General features: G+C 58.1%; 13 protein-coding genes. 8 read left to right on the forward strand and 5 right to left on the reverse strand.

Translation table 11 applies throughout. From position 1 onward, the window contains the following. Positions 1 to 74 precede the first annotated feature (74 nt). Entirely contained in the window at positions 75 to 707 is a 633-nt protein-coding gene (locus RUDLU_RS0105460; protein WP_019987346.1) for a pyridoxamine 5'-phosphate oxidase family protein, read from the reverse strand. A gap of 141 nt (positions 708 to 848) precedes the next feature. On the opposite strand from RUDLU_RS0105460, the gene RUDLU_RS0105465 reads away from it, so the two are divergent. Together RUDLU_RS0105465 and RUDLU_RS0105470 are read left to right on the forward strand one after the other, a co-directional pair. Further along, a complete protein-coding gene (locus RUDLU_RS0105465) occupies positions 849 to 1,595 on the forward strand; it encodes an SOS response-associated peptidase (protein ID WP_019987347.1) in 747 nt (248 codons plus the stop codon). A gap of 148 nt (positions 1,596 to 1,743) precedes the next feature. Then, entirely contained in the window at positions 1,744 to 4,671 is a 2,928-nt protein-coding gene (locus RUDLU_RS0105470) for a TonB-dependent receptor (protein ID WP_425414098.1), read from the forward strand. Between the two features lie 99 nt (positions 4,672 to 4,770). Here the strand turns inward: RUDLU_RS0105470 and RUDLU_RS0105475 are convergent, their stop codons facing one another. After that, entirely contained in the window at positions 4,771 to 6,003 is a 1,233-nt protein-coding gene (locus RUDLU_RS0105475) for a 3-phosphoshikimate 1-carboxyvinyltransferase (RefSeq protein WP_019987349.1), read from the reverse strand. A 168-nt stretch (positions 6,004 to 6,171) separates the two neighbouring features. On the opposite strand from RUDLU_RS0105475, the gene RUDLU_RS0105480 reads away from it, so the two are divergent. Beyond that, on the forward strand, positions 6,172 to 6,936 hold the full coding sequence (locus tag RUDLU_RS0105480; RefSeq protein WP_027302787.1) for a hypothetical protein: 765 nt from the start codon (positions 6,172 to 6,174) through the stop codon (positions 6,934 to 6,936). A gap of 3 nt (positions 6,937 to 6,939) precedes the next feature. Then, entirely contained in the window at positions 6,940 to 7,881 is a 942-nt protein-coding gene (locus RUDLU_RS0105485; RefSeq protein ID WP_019987351.1) for a carbon-nitrogen hydrolase family protein, read from the forward strand. A gap of 52 nt (positions 7,882 to 7,933) precedes the next feature. On the opposite strand, the gene RUDLU_RS0105490 is transcribed toward RUDLU_RS0105485, so the two are convergent. Genes RUDLU_RS0105490 through RUDLU_RS0105500 form a run of 3 tightly spaced genes read right to left on the reverse strand, consistent with a single transcriptional unit; the run spans position 7,934 to position 10,204 of the window. Next, on the reverse strand, positions 7,934 to 8,437 hold the full coding sequence (locus tag RUDLU_RS0105490; protein WP_019987352.1) for an MOSC domain-containing protein: 504 nt from the start codon (positions 8,435 to 8,437) through the stop codon (positions 7,934 to 7,936). Beyond that, entirely contained in the window at positions 8,434 to 9,090 is a 657-nt protein-coding gene (locus RUDLU_RS0105495) for a cation efflux transmembrane domain-containing protein (protein WP_019987353.1), read from the reverse strand. The genes RUDLU_RS0105490 and RUDLU_RS0105495 overlap by 4 nt, the downstream gene beginning before the upstream one ends. A 55-nt stretch (positions 9,091 to 9,145) precedes the next feature. Continuing rightward, a complete protein-coding gene (locus RUDLU_RS0105500) occupies positions 9,146 to 10,204 on the reverse strand; it encodes a glycoside hydrolase family 5 protein (protein ID WP_019987354.1) in 1,059 nt (352 codons plus the stop codon). A 207-nt stretch (positions 10,205 to 10,411) separates the two neighbouring features. Here RUDLU_RS0105500 and RUDLU_RS0105505 point away from each other — a divergent pair, with 207 nt between their 5' ends. From RUDLU_RS0105505 to RUDLU_RS0105520, 4 genes are all read left to right on the forward strand, one after another. Further along, complete coding sequence (locus RUDLU_RS0105505; protein WP_044129964.1) at positions 10,412 to 11,023, forward strand: RNA polymerase sigma-70 factor; 612 nt, start codon at positions 10,412 to 10,414, stop codon at positions 11,021 to 11,023. 63 nt (positions 11,024 to 11,086) lie between these two features. Further along, a complete protein-coding gene (locus RUDLU_RS0105510; protein ID WP_019987356.1) occupies positions 11,087 to 12,115 on the forward strand; it encodes a FecR domain-containing protein in 1,029 nt (342 codons plus the stop codon). Between the two features lie 59 nt (positions 12,116 to 12,174). Further along, a complete protein-coding gene (locus RUDLU_RS0105515) occupies positions 12,175 to 15,708 on the forward strand; it encodes a SusC/RagA family TonB-linked outer membrane protein (protein WP_019987357.1) in 3,534 nt (1,177 codons plus the stop codon). Between the two features lie 13 nt (positions 15,709 to 15,721). Further along, positions 15,722 to 17,365, forward strand: a complete 1,644-nt coding sequence (locus tag RUDLU_RS0105520; protein WP_019987358.1) for a RagB/SusD family nutrient uptake outer membrane protein — start codon at positions 15,722 to 15,724, stop codon at positions 17,363 to 17,365.

Raw genomic sequence — 17,365 nt, forward strand, 5'->3', positions numbered from 1 at the left:
TTGGGCAAGCAAGATTGACGTTCTCCCCCTCCTTAGTTCAAGGAGGGGGGCGGGGGGTGGTCACCTACCCACTCTCAAGGGACCACCCAAATCGCTTCGGGTGCGCCGTCGTATGAAAACCGGGCGCGGGTTTGGCCCGCCCGCCCCAGATTCAGGTAATCAATAGAAAGTACCGTGCAGGCCACAGCCGCAAAATTAGGCCTCCCCGCTTCCGACTCCTCGCGGGTGGGTAGTCGCTCACCCAGCTCCCGGGGAAACCCCGGATAGGGCTCCGGCTGCGGGCTGCCCGGCTCCCGTTCTGATAGGTACATTTTGCGGCTCCCCTCCCACGTAGCCGCCCACTGCGCATCGGCGGCCTCATCGTCGGTATGGAGTTGCGCCTTTACCCGGCAGCGGAGTTGCACCTGCGTAGTTCGGTCCCAAAACAAGAGCGTGGCTACTGGGTGCACCCGAAGCTGAGCCACCTTCTGCGCCCGGCGGTCGGTATGAAACCACAGCACCCGGCGCTCGGTATCTGCCTGCCGGAGTACAACCATCCGGGCATCGGGCGGCCCGTCGTCAGACGTAGTCACGAGTGTGAACGTCTGAAATCCGTTTTCTTTTTCGCCCGGTGCCGACGCCAGCTGCGCCCAGAGCGTATGTTCGATTTGGGGTAACGAAGTATGAACGGACGTATCCGAAACAGTCGATTTGGGGGGTGAATCCATCGGGGAAAACGGGGGGTTCGTCGGTTGGTCAGAACTCTTTTCTAACTCCATCACTTTCTGGTTTGTTATACCTAAGTCTAATCCTTGTTACGCTTACCCGGTGCCGTCTACGGCTCAACAAGTCGCGCCGGACAGTCAATCATGTGTTATCATACTTCGCTCATAACGGATCAGCCCGCGCTCGAAAGTCGGTTCAAGGCCACCCTACCCAAGGGTAGCCCGTTAGAACCGGTGTACCACGCCAGTGCATTCGGGTTTCCGGCATGGCCCATCCTGACCCGCCAGCAACCCGAGCAGTTCAGGTACATCCGGTGGGGGCTAATTCCGCGTTGGGTACGCTCGGCCGACGATGCCGATCAGATCCGGGCCAAAACAATCAATGCCCGTTCTGAAAGTATCTTCGAAAAGCCCTCGTTCCGAACGGCCGCCCAGCAGGGGCAGCGCTGCCTGATTCCGATGACCGGTTTTTACGAATGGCACACGATCGGCAGTAAAAAGTATCCGTTCTATATCACCACGACCGATACGCCTATTTTTTCGGTAGCGGGTTTGTGGGACGAATGGGCCGACCCCGAATCCGGTGAGCTGGTTGCTACCTACACCCTGCTGACCACCGACGCCAACCCATTGCTGGCTGCTATTCATAACACGAAGCAACGGATGCCGTGCCTGCTCACCCCCGAAGCCGAACAGGCCTGGCTGCATGAGTCGCTGGACGAAAAACAGACGCTCGAACTACTCGCCACGGCCTACCCCGCCAGCCGAATGCACAGTCACTCGATCAGCAAACGGATCACCTCCCGTACCGAGACCAGCGACGTTCCGGAGGTGCTGGAGCCCGCCAACTACCCCGAACTGGCCCGCAAACCCGAATTGTTTGCCGCCTGACCGCTCATCCTCGTCACGAACCACTAACCCTATTCGGTCGAGGAGTTCGTCATAATGTATACCAATTTTGAATCATCGTCTGCTTTTCAGAGTACAGCAAAACGGACAAGACCAACCGAATACAACCAGCCATATGGCCGCCAAATTTATGAAGATTGAATTTTTAGCTTTTTTACTCACGGGTAGTACGACCCTGGCCCTGGCCCAGTCGACACCCGCCACACCGCCCGACAGCAGTACCCGGCGCAGCGCCATCATGGGCGCCGTACGCGACTCGCTTCCTGCTTCAACGGCCACCCGCCCCGACACAACGCGCCCGGTTCCGGGTACGGTACCGTCGACGGTGACGGCTAACCCTGATAGCGCACCCCAACCCGGAGCCGCCCGTCAGGGGCAGCCGGCAGGTCAGGGTGCGCCCCGTCAGCGCCCGGCAGGAGGTGCACCCGGTGGAGCACCGGGCGGCATGTTCCCCGGCATGGGGGCTCAAACTCCTCCGCCCGTTATTCCGGGTACGAGCAGCGACAATGCCAACCGGGGCAACGTAAAAATCACGGGTATCATTCTCGACTCTACGTCGCGGCAACCGGTTGAATTTGCGAGTATCGCCCTGATCGATCCGGCCACCAACAAACCAATCGACGGAACGGCCGCCGACGAAAAAGGTCGGTTTACCATCAACCGGGCCGTTGTGGGTGAGTACAACGTCCTGATTTCGTTTATCGGTTACCAGAATAAGACGATTCCGAGTGTGCGCATTGGCCGCCGGGGCGACGACCTGAATCTGGGCGTAATCTACCTGCGTTCGGAAACCCGTACGCTGAAAGAGGTAACGGTAACCGGACAGGCCGCCCTGATCGAAGAGAAGGTTGACCGGTTGGTGTTCAACGCCGAAAAAGACGTGACCAGCAAAGGGGGCGATGCCACCGATGTAATGCGGAAAGTACCCCTGCTCTCGGTCGATCTGGACGGAAACGTGTCGCTGCGCGGCAGCAGCAACGTGCGGGTGTTGATCAACAACAAACCCTCGACCATTGTAGCCAGCAGCGTAGCCGACGCCCTGAAGCAAATTCCGGCCGACATGATCAAAACGGTGGAAGTGATTACCTCGCCCTCGGCCAAGTACGACGCCGAAGGTACCGCCGGGATCATCAACATCATTACGAAGAAGAACACCTTGCAGGGTGCTACCCTCAACCTCGATACCGGGGTGGGCAACCGGGGTGCTAACCTCGCCCTGAACGGTAGCCTGCGCACAGGCAAGATGGGCTTTAACCTGGGTGGTTTTGGCCGGGCCAATTACAACGTGAAAGGCGCGTTTGATAACACCCAGCGTACCGTGACAGCAGCCGGCGTATCGAGCACCCGCCAGATTGCCAACACCCTGAACCAGGGCGCTTTTGGACAGTATAACCTGAGCTGGGATTACGACATCAACAAGTACAGCGCCCTGACTGCCAGCGTGCGCTTCGGTTTGCGGAACAACACCTCGACTCAGGACAACCTGCGGACAGAAACCCAGTTGCCCTCGTCGACCTCGCTGCTGATTGGTATCCGCGACGTACTCACCCGCGACAACTCCAACACGGTTGACGCCAACATCGACTACACCCGCACGTTTGAAAAGCCCCAGAAGGAATTCAGCATCTCGGGTCAGTTTAGCCGCAACACCCGCGAAAACAACTTCACGGCCGACATTCTGAACAACGTAGATCTGCAAACGATCATCTCACGGCAACGCAACATCAACCCCAGCTATAACCAGGAATCGACCCTTCAGATTGACTACCAGACCCCGCTGGCGTCGAATCAGTTGATCGAATTTGGTGGTAAGGGAATTATGCGGCAGGTAAACAGCCGGTTCTCGTTCCTAACGTCTACGGCTCCCAACCTCGACAGTTTCCAGGCGAGCCAGGCGGGTAATACCCTCGATTACAACCAGGACATTGCCGCTACGTACCTCTCGTACACCTACCAGTCGAAAACCAAGTATACCATTAAGGTTGGTTCACGCTACGAGTACACCTTTATTAATGCCCGGTTCAACAACGAAACACAGGGCGGCAACCTGAGCGATATTCCCGATTACAGCAACTTTGTACCGAGCATCAACATATCGAAATCGCTCAAAGGTGGTAAAACAATCAAGCTGGCGTACAACCGCCGGATTCAGCGGCCGGGTATCCAGTTTCTGAACCCGAACATCAACGCGGCCAACCCGCTCAACATCACGCAGGGTAACCCCAATCTGCGGCCCGAGATGAACGATAATTTCGAGTTTAGCGGTAGCACATACATCAAGGCGGTGTATATCAATGGTTCGGTGTTTGCCCGGTTCTCCAACAGCGCCATCACCAACGTAACCACAAGTACGCTGGTACAGACTGGGTTTGATGTGCTCAATCCTGTTTACCAAACGGCTCTGTTTACAACGTATCGCAACATCGGTACCGAAAACGCGTACGGTCTGAACCTGTTTGGTAACGCAACATTGTTCTCAAAATGGCAGATTGGCGGTGGTATCGACAGCTACGTGGCTTACCTGAAAGGGCAGGTTCCGTCGGGACCATCTGGCGGCACAAACGGTACCGTAGAGGCCACCAACACAGGTCTGGTGATTTCGGGTCGTTTGTTTACGAACCTGACTCTGAAAAACGGCTGGGGTGTTCAGGGCTTTGGCTTTGCGCGGGGCCGTCAGGTGCAATTGCAAGGCTATCAGGGCGGTTTCTTCTTCTACAGCCTGGGTGCCAAGAAGGATTTCAAGAACAAGCGCGGCAGCATCGGTATTGCGGGCGAAAACTTCTTCAACAATCCGTTCCGGGTACGGTCGCAGTCGGAAACACCAAGTGCCTTTTCTCGTAACAGCGTAACGAGCCTCTACAACTCGGGCGTTCGGATGACGTTCAGCTACCGACTGGGTAAGATGAGCTTCGATCAGCCGCAGGGCCGTCGGCGTCGCGGTGTTAACAACGACGACGTGAAAGAAGGTGAAGGTGGCGGTGGCGATGGCGGTGGTCAGCCGCAGGGCGGTGGTGCTCCAGCCGGTGGCGGAGCCCGTCGTGGCGGTGGCCCACGGTAATAGCTTCAGTGTCGGCAGGCCATAGACCTGCCGACCATTACAATAAAACAAAAGGGCTCTGCAGTTCAGCAGAGCCCTTTTTTATGGTCTTTCGCCTTGTTATTCAACGCCCGCTACCTGCCGGAAATCTTCCCAGAATGAAGGGTACGATTTGGCCACTACACCCGGCTCCTCGATCACCACTGCCCGGCGCATGGCTACCGGCGCGAAGGCCATGGCCATCCGATGATCGTCGTAGGTATGGATCTGGGGGAGTGAGGATTGATGATCGATAAGCGATGAGCGGACTTCGTAGCGGGTGTTTGGCTCCACCTCTACCAGTTCGGCACCGAGCTTCCGGAGTTCGTTCTGGAGCGCTAAAACGCGGTCGGTTTCTTTGATTTTCAGGCTTTCGATACCCGTGAGTGTGTGCGGAATTCCGGTCATGGCGGCACATACGGCTACGGTCTGCGCCAGATCGGGGCAGCCGGTGTAGTCCCAGGTCAGGCTTTCCTGTGCCGGTATTTTGGTCAGCCGAACCCCGCGCTCAGTAAAGGTGCTCTCCACCCCGAACGCCCGCATAATTGTTTGAATGGCACTGTCGCCCTGCAACGAGTGAGCTTTCAGGCCGAGTAGCTCCAGCTCACTCCCTTCTTCGGCCAATGCCACCACGCTATACCAGTAGCTGGCCCCCGACCAGTCGGACTCCACGGCAAACGTAGTGGGTGTATAAGGCTGCGGGGCCACTGTGAGCGTTTGGGCTGCCCAATCGGTCTGCACCGAAGCGCCGAAGTGACGCATCTGCTCAATGGTCATTTCGATGTACGGCCGCGACCCTATTTCGCCGGTCAACTCAATGGTCAGGCCCGTAGGCAAGGTGGGCGCAATCATCAGCAGGGCCGAAACATACTGGCTGCTCACATCGCCCCGGATAGCGACCCGGTCGGCACCCGAGGGTGTAAATCCATTGATCCGCAGGGGTGGGTAGCCGTCTTTTTGCAGGTACGTGATGTCCGCGCCTAAGGTCCGCAGGGCTTCAACCAGCAACCCGATAGGCCGCTCGCACATACGCGGGGTGCCCGTGAGCACTTTTCGCTGCCCGGTGGCGGCAAAATAGGCCGTCAGAAAACGCATGGTTGTACCGGCATCGAGCACATCGGCCACCTCGTCGGTCGAGGCCAGCAGCCGAATCATGGTTTGGGTATCGCGGGCCGAAGCCAGGTTCTGAACCTCACCCTGGAAGTGGGTCAGAGCATTGATGATGAGCGCGCGGTTGCTTTCGCTTTTGGAAGAGGCTAACGGAATAGTGGCCCGGACGGGGCCCTCAGGCGGGGTTAAGCGTAACGACGTCAAAACGATTCGGTTGTGATTCAGGGCGCAAAGATACAACTAACCCGAAAGGAGAAGGCAGGAAACCCGTTCTTTCCTTTGAAGCCGGGCTATGGCTTGGGGACAGTTAAGCTTTTTTAACCAAACCAAATGGCCCGCACCAGACGTTATAGTCTAACTTTACGGTCAACCATGCGTCAATTTCTTTACATGTTATTGGGTGTCACAACCCTCCTGCTGATCGGGTTTAGCCCGGCCCGGGCTCAGGGCCGCTACGTGGTCGGTATGGTGTTTGACCAAGCTAATCAGGTCGGCGTGAATCAGGTGACTGTGACCAACAAACGTACGCTGCAACGGGTGCGGACCAACACGGCCGGGCGTTTTTTTATCACGGCCCTGCCCGGCGATTCGCTCATTGCCACCAGCCAAACCCACGCCCGTGCGGGTATCCGGTGGGATGGCTCCGATAAACCCGTAATCACCGTCAATAAGCTCCCTTACACTATCGACCGCTCTTACGACCTTGCCGAAGTGACGGTCAAAGCCAAACGGTACGAGGAAGTAAAGCGCGAAATTCAGCAACTTCTGGCCGAGCCCGTTGCCTCCCGAACCGTGACCGGCGAACAGGCCTTCGACCGGCTCGCCGACGGCGCTGGCGTCACGCTTCTGTACGAGATGTTTAGCAAAGAAGCCAAAGGTAGGCGGAAAGCGGCTGTGCTGGCGCAGGAGTACCGGCGACAGAAACTGGCCAATGAGCGTATGCGACTCCTGGTCGATCAGGCTACGGACTTGAAAGGAAGTGAGGTCGATCAGTTTATCGATTTTTGCGACTTTGTCGACGACGATGTGTTGCAGGCTACCGATTACGACCTGATTCGAGCCATTCAAACCCGCCACAAACTATTCCGGTCGGGCCGCCGGAGTCTGCGGATCAGCCCCGACCCCCAACAGAAGTAAGTCATGCCTTTACCAACTGTAAACGTAGGTGTTGTGCAGGCCACACCGGCCTTATTTGATCTGGCGAAAAGTGTCGACCGGGTGGTCGACTGGATTCAGAAAGGGGCCGAACAGGGCTGTCAGCTTCTCTTATTCCCCGAATCGTTCATTCCGTGTTATCCGCGCGGGCTCCGGTTCGATGCCGTGGTGGGTCGGCGCACCGAAGCCGGGCGGGCCGTCTGGCTCGACTACTGGACCAACAGCATTGAAACCGAATCGACCGAGATAGACCGTATTCGCGAAGCCGTCCGGCAGGCGGGCATAATGGTGGCCCTGGGGGTTACTGAACGCGAGCCAATCGGCGGCTCTTTGTACTGCACACTGCTGTATTTTGGTCCCGACGGCCGGTTGCTGGGTAAACACCGGAAGCTGAAACCCACCGGCCTCGAACGCTACCTCTGGGCCGAAAGTGACGGTCGTACGCTCGTTAGTTTCGATACCGAACTGGGCCGAATAGGCGGGCTCATCTGCTGGGAAAATTACATCCCGCTGGCGCGTACGGCCCTGTACCAGAAAGGCGTTCAGATTTACCTCGCCCCCACTGCCGACGCCCGCCCCTCGTGGCAATCGACCATGCAACATATCGCCCTCGAAGGGCGGTGCTTTGTGCTGGCCGCCAATCAGTTTGTTCGCAAAAGCGACTACCCCGACCGGTATCAGGCCGAATTGGCCGACGAACCCGAAATCATGAGTCCGGGGGGCAGCGTCATTGTATCGCCCATGGGAGAGGTGCTGGCCGGACCGCTCTGGAATACCGAAGGACTTCTGACGGCCGAACTCGACTTTTCGGTACTCGCCAAAAGCAAGCTCGACTTCGATGTGGTGGGGCACTACGCCCGGCCCGACGTGTTTCAGTTTCACGTTGTCAATCAGCCGGATACGCAGCGGGTTCGGGAGGGGGAGTAGCCAAATTCGCGCTAAATCAGCTAACGTATTAGCCAAATTCGCGCGAATTTGGCTAATACGCTCCATCGACCAGCACCTCTACGGCGTCGCCGAGCCGGATTTCTCCCCCTTCGACCACCCGCGCCGTGATGCCCCCGTGCCCCCGAACGGCATTATAACCACCCGGCCCCAGTGTTGCCTCCATTTTGGTGCAGGGGTGGCACTCGCCCGTGTATTCGAGCACGGCCTTACCGATACGGAAGCGGGTATCTTTCAGGGTCAGCAGGTTCAAGCCCGATACCACCAGGTTTCGGCGGAGTTCGGCCGGGTCAACCGTGTCGCGGCCCAGGTAGCTCCCGATAGCGGGCAAGTGTTCGGCCTGAATGAGGGTTACGTGCCGCTTTCCACTGGCGGGGCCGTCGCGCCGACCGGCGTAATGATCGCCCAGCAAGCCTTCCTCTTCTGAGGCCAGCACCTGTTCGACTACGGCAACGGGGCCACGGCGTTCGGGCCGGAGGCCAATCCAGACCACCCGGCCCGCGCGCGGAAATGATTTCAGCAGGTCTTTGATGTTCATGCTTCGCAATGGTCACAGCCGCAGCTTCCACCCCGCGCCTTCTCGAAGCTTTCTTTTCCCTCTCGGTACGAGAACCAAGCCAGCCCCAGTGCCCCGATGGCATCGGCGTAGGCAAAGCCGGTCAGGGCATACAGCCCACCCGACAACAACAAGATACCCGACATGTACAGGCACACCCGTGCGCAGGCGGCATCGGCCATAATCGGGGCTGAGTTAAGCGCCCGCCCAACGCGCTCTTTAGAACGGATGAGCAGCCACATGATACTGATCGACACGGACGAGATCACAACGCTCCAGAACGAGTTTTCGGGCCGGTGCCCAATGTACAGGTTATACAACGCCGAAGCCGTTAGGCCCGCTGTGAGCACATAAAAGCCCCAACCGGTAATTTGCAGGGCCTGTCGTTCAAAATCGGAGCGACCGGCGACGGGATTTTTCTGCATCCGAAACACCATGTAGGCGATACCAATGGCCGATGACACTTCAACGAAACTATCGACCCCAAACCCAAACAGGGTGAGCGATTCGTCTTCCCAGCCCTGCCAAACGGCCACCAGCCCCTCAGCGATATTGTACGCAATCGTCAGCAGGCTTAACCACCAGGCCGTGCGGATAAGCTGCGATGTATTGGGAGATTCTACAGTCAGGTTCATACCTTACAAACAATCTTTCGGGCAATTTAGTGGCAGTTTCACCGGTTTCAAAGGCTCAGTACCGGCGCAGCAGTTCGAGCATCTTTTCGTCGAGCCGGGCGCCTTTGAAGTCTTTGTAGGCCACATCCGGCCGGTCGCTGTTGAGGATACCAAAAGCCCCCCGTAAATTCCAGAGGCTCCAGCCCCAGCCCGCAGCCTGCCACAGTTTGAGCTGATCTTCCATCCAGGCAAGGGCCACCTCGTGCGGAGTCCGGTTGTAGCAGCCCCACTCCCCCACATGAATGCCCACTCCCTGCGCCTGTAGTTTCTGCCAGGGTTCGATCATGTTGCGACGCAGAGCCTCGGCCGACCCGTTCGATCCTTTGGCGGGCCAGGTAGGTACGGCCCAGTCGGTGCTACCCTGCACCCAGTTGGCACCATAGTGGCTCACCACCATGGGCGCGTAGCCACGGGTGCTTTGGCCCAGGCCCGTACCGGCCAGCCCAAACACTGGCAACGTGCCGTACTGAAGCCCATCGGCAATGATGAGCCGCTCCCGATCCACCGACCGAATTCCTTCGACCAACGCCCGCACGACGCGCACATAGGCCGCTTCGCTCACGTTGGCCGGCTCGTTGATCAGATCAAAGCTCACTTCTGCATTCGGAATGCCTTTGTAGCGTTCAGCGAGGTGTTTCCAGTGAAAAACGGCCGCTTCCAGAGCCCGGTCGTCGGTCCAGAGGTTCAGGGCTTCGGCGGGCGGATTAACGCAATAGCCCGGAATCCGGTGCAGATTCAGGTTAACGTGCAGGTTGTACTGTTTGCCCAGCCGGACGGCCGCATCTACTTCTTTGAGTACCGTTTCGTTTAGCTCGGTCCAATGGGCGGGGTCGCCGGGGGCCCAGCACCGGTACGACATGGGTAACCGGACAAAATCGAAGCCCCAGTTGGCCATCCACTCAAAATCAGACTCCCGGTACGCGCCCCGCCGACCGGAGCCACCCTCGCGGGCTACAAATTTTTCGAGCAGGTTGAACCCACGCCACCGGGGCAACGGGTTGGGCAGCGGCTGCGCCTTGATTTGCGAAAAGGCACCAGCGGCCGTGGTGGCAAGAAGAAACGTGCGTCGGTTCATGCCCTATAAAGCAGGTGAGTACACAGGCATAATGCCCGTTGGCTAAGCTGTACGGACCCAAGGCAGCCGGACGTATAAAAAGGGCCCGGCCAACCTTCGGAGCCAATTTGCCCCCCTCTTAAACCGGCCAACACAAAACCCGACGGAAAATAGTTATTGCTACTGATTCATTCCTATTTTTTCTTTGGATCAGAAAACTACGTCAGCATGGCTATTACGCCCGATATGGTCCGCAACTGGTTAGTGCAGATGACGCTGCACAACAATAGCCGTGCTTTTCGCGAGTTTTTTGATTATTTCTACCGCGATGCGTTCCGGCTGGCGTTTTTCTATATTCAGGATAAAGAGACCGCCGAAGAGCTAACGTCCGACGTTTTTCTAAAGCTCTGGGAACGCCGGGAATCGCTCGGTACGGTGCTGCACCCTCGCTCCTATCTGCTCACGTCGGTCAAAAATCACTGTCTCAACCACTTGCGCAAACAGCAACCCACCTACATGGGCGACCTGTCGTTGCTCGACGAAGAATATTCGCTTGCGAACCCGACTGATGGCCCCGAACAGGAACTGGTTTGGGACGAAATGCAGCAGGCACTAAACCGGGCCATTGCATCGCTGCCTCCGCGCTGCGGGCTTATTTTCGATATGGTCCGGCATCAGCAGCTTTCGTACCGGGAAGTGGCCGAGGCTCTGGGAATCAGCCCCAAAACGGTAGAAATTCAAATGGGAATAGCCCTCAAACGGCTGGGGCAACTAACCACGACCCTGGGCGAGAGCAACCCAACTATACTGCTGGCCTTTCTTTTTTCGCATTTTTTCTAAAAATCGTTTAGGGGTACCGTCTTACACCCGCTGTCTCCTTCATCAGACACGCTCTTTTGCCTGATGAACGACAATACCCTCTGGCCCTTACTTGCCCGATACCTCGCCAACGAAGCCACTTCCGACGAACGACAGTCGGTGGAAAAATGGCTAGCCACCAGCGATGCAAACCGGCGCCTGTTCGAACGGGTACAACAGCAGTACCGGACGGCAGATACCTTCTCTACCCTGCCGGAGTCGGACCCGAGCGCGGTTTGGGAACGGCACATTGCCCCGCGCCTGAGCGAAACCGATGCCCCTGTGGTGCGGCCTCTGCGTACGGGTTGGCTGAGCCGAACCTGGCGAGTTGCGGCCGCGGTGGTGGTTCTGTGCTTATCGGTGTACGGGCTATATGAGTTCATTCAGAGCCAGACCAACGCGCAGGTGGCCCAGACCCCCGTGGGCAAACGCACCCTGCTCACCCTGCCCGACGGCAGCCGGGTGTGGCTCAACGCCGACAGCCGACTCGAATACCCGAAAACGTTCGACGGATCGCTTCGGGAGGTTCGGCTGGTGGGCGAGGCCTTTTTTGATGTGACCCACAATCCACGTCAGCCTTTTGTGATTCGGTTGGCTACGGCCAGCATTCGGGTGTTGGGCACCTCGTTCAATGTGCGGGCCTATCCGGGTGAGCAGACGGTTAAAACCACCGTTGTGACGGGCCGGGTTGCGTTTGTCCCGAATAGGAAATCAGCAATGGCCCGGAGTCAGCCGTCCGACACCCTCTTTATCACCCCCAACCGGCACGTGATTCAGCAGGTTGAGACAATGGCCGTGGCCGAAGAAACCGTTGTGGCCCAGAAAGAAGCCGCCTGGAAAGACAACCAGCTGGTTTTCGATCAGACACCCATGTCGGAGGTAGCCCGTACCCTCGAACGCTGGTATGGCGTTACGGTGACCCTCGAACGACCCGATCTGGCAAACTGCCCTCTCACGGCCACCTTTGAGGGGCAATCGCTTACCGAAGTAATGGACCTCCTGAGCCGCACCGGCCGCTTCCGCTATAAGCTGAACAACAACGAGCTAACCATTGGCGGACAGGGTTGCGAGTAAACCATCGCCCACGAATCCACAGCACGATAGCTATTCCTTCTATATCCAATCGACTCCCGATGAAACGTCTTCTACCCTTCGGTATCGCCTTGTTGCTGAGCCTGAACGGATGGGCTCAGGCTCAAAGCGTGTCGCTACTGGCACACAACGCCATTGCCCGGTCGGATACCCCACCCACCCGCGAGGCCACCATCAGCCTGACGGTTGCCAACCGCTCACTCGACCAAATCCTGAAAGAAATAGAGCGGCAGAGCGGCTTTACCCTGCTCTACAGCTCAACCCGGCTGCGCTCAACCCGCCGTTCGGTTGCATTTACCAACCAGCCCCTAAGCCGGGTCCTTACCGAACTCATTACCCCACTGGGCATGACCTACGAAGTGGTGGGCCGCCAAATTATTCTGCGGGAAGCCAACCCAAACGCATCAGCGGTGGCCGTGGATCGAGCCGTCGGCGGACGGGTGACGGCTACCGATAGCCCCGACGGCCTGCCGGGCGTAAACGTGACGATCAAGGGAACCAACCGGGGAGCCGTTACCGATGGAGCGGGGCAATATAACCTGACCATTCCCGACGGCAGCAACGTTATTCTGGTTTTCTCGTTTGTTGGTTACGAACGGCAGGAGGTAGCCGTTGGCAACCAAAGCACGGTTAATGTGCAACTCAAACCCGACGAGCGGTCGTTGAATGAGGTGCAGGTGGTAGCCTTTGGCGAGCAACGCACCCGCGACGTAACCGGCTCCATTGCCGGCATCAAAGCCGCCGACATCCGGCTCAACACCGCGGCCAGCCCCGACGTAGCCTTGCAGGGCCGGGCGGCCGGGGTCCAGATTACTCAGGCGGGCGGTACGCCGGGCGGAGCCGTCCGGATCAATGTCCGGGGGGTGGCGTCGATCAACTCTAACTCCCAACCCCTGATTGTGATTGATGGCGTCCCGGTTTTGTCGTCGGCGTTCGGGGCGGGTGGCGTCGCCATGAACCCTCTGGCCGAAATCAACCCGAACGATATCGAAAGCATGGAAGTGCTCAAAGATGCGTCGGCCTCGGTCTTGTTTGGATCACGGGCAGCCAACGGGGTTATTCTGATTACCACCAAGCGGGGAGCGAGCGGCAAGCCCAAGTTTGACCTGAGCTACGAAGAGGGAATCAGCAACCCCACCAACCGCATTGATCTGGTTGATAACGGGGCCGACCTGCTGAACATCTACAAGCGGTCGGCCCAGAACACCACCCGTACGGGCCTAACGCCGGGCGGTTCTAACCTGATCAACGTGCTGCCGACGGGGATTCTGCAAGGTTCACTCGCTCCAGCCCTGAACAACCGGCTCGTCGATTCCACCACGCTCTACAATACCAGTACCAACTGGGTCGATCAGGTCTTGCGGCAGGGTCGCTACCGGCAGGCATCGCTGTCGGCGGGCCTGGGCAACAAGTACATCACGGTGTATGCCAGCGGCTCGTACCGAAAAGAAGACGGAATCGTTATCGGGCAGGGGCTCGAACGGGTCAGTGGCCGGGTCAAGGTCGATGCAAAGCCGGTGCGCTGGCTCCATGCGGGCATCAACCTGTCGGCCAATCAGGTGAACGTCCCCACGGTGCCTATCGACAACTCGTTCCGGTACGGTTTGTCGACGGCCCTGCCGGCGTATCCGGTCCAACTCCCCGACGGCACGTTCTTCAACGGCATCAACAACGGTACGAACAATACGTTTCAGATCGGTACGAACCCGGTTTTCTTCCGAAATAACTATTCAAATCTGGCCCAGACGTTCCGCAGTTCCAACATCGGTTACATTGACCTTAAACCACTGGAGGGCCTCTCCATCCGGTCAGAAGTGGGCTACGATTACCAGCGCACCCGCAACGATATTCTGTTCAACCCGACCTTGTTTCCGGCGGGCATCAGCAGTCAGGAGCGCAATGGCAATGGCCGGGCCGACAACCGCGACGTGACCAATCAGACGGTCAACATCAATAATCTGATCAGCTACGGGCGCACCTTCGGCAAGGCTCATTCGCTCAAAGTGCTGCTGGGCAACAGCTTGCAAAGCACCGTGCAGGACAACGAAACGTACATTACCGAAAACGTGGCCGAGGGCGCTACCCGGGGCCGTGACACCATACGCACCGTTGTTTTCAACGACCAGCTCTCGTACCGGTTCGTGTCGTTTTTTGGGCGTATCAACTACGCCTTCCGCGACAAGTATTTGCTCGAAGCCAGCTTCCGGTCCGACGGGTCGAGCCGATTCGGGCCGGGCAACCGCTGGGCCACCTTCCCGAGCCTGTCGGCGGGCTGGGTCGTGAGCGACGAAGCCTTCATGCAAGCCATCCCGGCCATCAGCTTCCTGAAACTACGGGCCAGCTACGGGATAACGGGCAACGCCGAAATCGGCGATTTCTCGTGGCAGAAAGTGTTCACCTTTGTGGGCTACAACGCGGCCATTTACGGCGGTATTCAGGGCGGGCAGTTTACGAGCCTCGGCAACCGGAACCTGAGCTGGGAATCGACCCGGCAGTTCAACGCGGGGCTTGATTTCGGGCTCCTCAATAACCGGATCAGCGGTAACATCGACTATTACGACAAGGTATCGGACGGCCTCCTGCTCGATTACTCACTCGGCCCCCTCTTCGGCACCATCAACAACATCATCACGGTGAACCTCGGCTCGGTACGCAACCGGGGGCTGGAGTTTGTGCTGAACACGAAAAACGTGGTAAAACCCCGGTTCCGGTGGGAGACCAACTTCAACATTGCGACTAACAAAAACACGGTTCTGGGCACTTACGAAGCGCCCTTTCTGAACTACCCATTCCAGTTTATCAGCGGTACCAACATTGCGGCCGTGGGTCAACCACTCGGTACATACTACATGGCTCAGTTCGCTGGCTTCGACCCAGCAACGGGCAATGAGCTTTTCTACGAGCGCGACCGGTCGGTGTTTGCCAATACCGGGCGAACAGTCCGTACAGGCAACCTCTGGGACGGAACGCTGAACAACCAGAGCGGCAACAACGCATTCATTATCACCAATCGGACCCCTTACCCAACCTTGTTTGGCGGCTTGAACAATACGTTTCAGTTCGGCCCGATTGATGTGAGCGCGCTCATTTACTTCCAGTATGGCAACTGGATTTACGATCAGGGCGAACGCGCCCAAAGCTACCCCGGTATCAACAGCAGTGCCTCGTTTCAGTCGTCGCAGGTACTGCGCCGAACCATTCCGGGCGTGGGCGATGTGCAGGAAGCCATTCGCCAGAACGACAACACAGCCCTCAACCGGCTGATATTCAATTCAAACGCCCGGAGCATCGAGTCGACACGTTTCCTGCATAATGGCTCGTTTGCCCGCCTGAAAAACCTACAGGTTGGTTATAACCTACCCACCGACGCCCTGCAAAAGCTGCGTGTGCGAAGCTTGCGGGTGTACGTAACGGGCCAGAACCTGCTGACGTTCACAAAGTTCAACGGCTGGGACCCCGAGGTGTTCCGCAACGGGGGCGCGAGTGGCGGCATAGCCAACCTGTCGCCGGGCGTTACCAACAACGACTTACCGCAGATCCGAACCTTTCTGTTCGGCATAAACCTTGGCTTTTAACCCACAGCACCCCATGAAAACACGACTCATAGCAGGCTGTCTGGCCATTGGCTCGGTACTGGGCCTGGCAAGCTGCGAAAACTACCTGGACGAAGTAGCCTCGGAGACCCTGATTCAGGCCGAGAATGTCCGCACGGTTGAAGAACTGGAGATTCTGATGACGGGGGCTTACTCCGGTATTGCCCGAAATATCGCCTTTGGCGGCAACGCGCTCATCATCGGCGAAACCTTTGGCGATCTGGTAGCCATCAACAACACCGGCTACCGAAACAGCCCCGGCCGGTCGTCGCGAGTGTACACCTGGACCCACCGCGAAGAAGACTACGGGTTTCAGGCCGAGTTTCTGCAATGGAGTACGTTTGGTCTCACCAACGCCAACAACGTACTGGAAATTTTGCGGGCCAATCAGGTGCAAACCTCCATGCCGGGCGACCCCCGACGCGATATTGCCCAGCAACGCGGCCGGATCGAAGGCGAAGCCCGGTTTGTACGGGCGCTGTGTGTGTTTGAGCAAACCCGCCTGCTGGGTTACCCCTGGGGCTACACGAACGACAACAGCCACCCCGGTCCCATCGCGTCGTTCCGGTCGATGTCGAACTTCGGCGATCTGGCCTACCCGCGCCTGAGCGTTCGGGCGGCTTACGACTCCGTACTGAACGACTTACGCATTGCCGAGCGACTGTTGCCCGAAAATTACGACCCGGCCCGGCACCTGCCCGACTACCAGCCCCGCGCCAACAAATACGCGGCTTTGGCGCTCATGGCCCGGGTGTATTTTCAGCAGGACAATGTGGACAGTTGCCTCGCCGTGTGCAACCGCTTGCTGGGCTCAGGGTCTACCTATCGGTTTCCGCTCGTACCCGGCAATCAGATGCTCACAGGTCTGTTTCAGCGAACGGCCATTACCCCCACCACCAACGCAGCCACGCGGGATGAGGTGATTATGGAATTTGTGAACGTGGTAGGCCGAAATGTGCAGACCACCAACGGGGCACCAATCCGAACTCACTACGTATTACAGTCGGCGTACACACCCGCTCAGCTGGGCAACGTAAACAACCTCAGCAGCGGGCCCAACCTCCGCATGAGCCAGCGATTCAAAACGCTCGCCAGCTTCGACCGCACCCGCGACCTCCGCTACCGCACCCTTATCGACACCACGCAGGCCGCCAACGCCACTACCGCCTGGAATAGCCCGGACCGGCTTTGGTTCACGCTCAAATGGGGCACCCGGGGTACCGCAAACCTTGGCCCGGCGCAGGGTGTCAATTCCAACGTGGTGTATTTCCGGTCGGCGGAGTTTATTCTGATGCGGGCCGAAATGCGCGCCCGGAAAAACGACGTTACCGGCGCACTCACCGACCTAAATGCCATTCGCCAACGGGCCGGCCTAACCGCCCTTGCGGCCCCTCCGGCTGACCTCGTCGCCGAAATTCGCCGGGAATTTGTGCGGGAACTGTTTACCGAAGGGCAGCGCATTCACGACCTCAAACGCCGACGTGAGGCCGTCGATCCCGGCGACCGAACCGCATCGCCGGGTAGAGCCGATTGTGCCGCAGGCGATTGCCAGCCTGTTCCCTGGAATAGCCGACTCACTGTTTTTCTGATTCCACAAACCTTTCTGGACCGTAACCCCCTCGCGGTACAGAATGACTGA

The sequence above is a fragment of the Rudanella lutea DSM 19387 genome (genome assembly GCF_000383955.1).
GTDB lineage: Bacteria > Bacteroidota > Bacteroidia > Cytophagales > Spirosomataceae > Rudanella > Rudanella lutea.

Coding starts and splice junctions, on each gene's coding strand:
- RUDLU_RS0105460 (WP_019987346.1), bottom strand. CDS start 707: ATGGATTCACCCCCCAAATCGACTGTTTCGGATACGTCCGTTCATACT.
- RUDLU_RS0105465 (WP_019987347.1), top strand. CDS start 849: ATGTGTTATCATACTTCGCTCATAACGGATCAGCCCGCGCTCGAAAGT.
- RUDLU_RS0105470 (WP_425414098.1), top strand. CDS start 1,744: ATGAAGATTGAATTTTTAGCTTTTTTACTCACGGGTAGTACGACCCTG.
- RUDLU_RS0105480 (WP_027302787.1), top strand. CDS start 6,172: ATGCGTCAATTTCTTTACATGTTATTGGGTGTCACAACCCTCCTGCTG.
- RUDLU_RS0105485 (WP_019987351.1), top strand. CDS start 6,940: ATGCCTTTACCAACTGTAAACGTAGGTGTTGTGCAGGCCACACCGGCC.
- RUDLU_RS0105490 (WP_019987352.1), bottom strand. CDS start 8,437: ATGAACATCAAAGACCTGCTGAAATCATTTCCGCGCGCGGGCCGGGTG.
- RUDLU_RS0105495 (WP_019987353.1), bottom strand. CDS start 9,090: ATGAACCTGACTGTAGAATCTCCCAATACATCGCAGCTTATCCGCACG.
- RUDLU_RS0105500 (WP_019987354.1), bottom strand. CDS start 10,204: ATGAACCGACGCACGTTTCTTCTTGCCACCACGGCCGCTGGTGCCTTT.
- RUDLU_RS0105505 (WP_044129964.1), top strand. CDS start 10,412: ATGGCTATTACGCCCGATATGGTCCGCAACTGGTTAGTGCAGATGACG.
- RUDLU_RS0105510 (WP_019987356.1), top strand. CDS start 11,087: ATGAACGACAATACCCTCTGGCCCTTACTTGCCCGATACCTCGCCAAC.
- RUDLU_RS0105515 (WP_019987357.1), top strand. CDS start 12,175: ATGAAACGTCTTCTACCCTTCGGTATCGCCTTGTTGCTGAGCCTGAAC.
- RUDLU_RS0105520 (WP_019987358.1), top strand. CDS start 15,722: ATGAAAACACGACTCATAGCAGGCTGTCTGGCCATTGGCTCGGTACTG.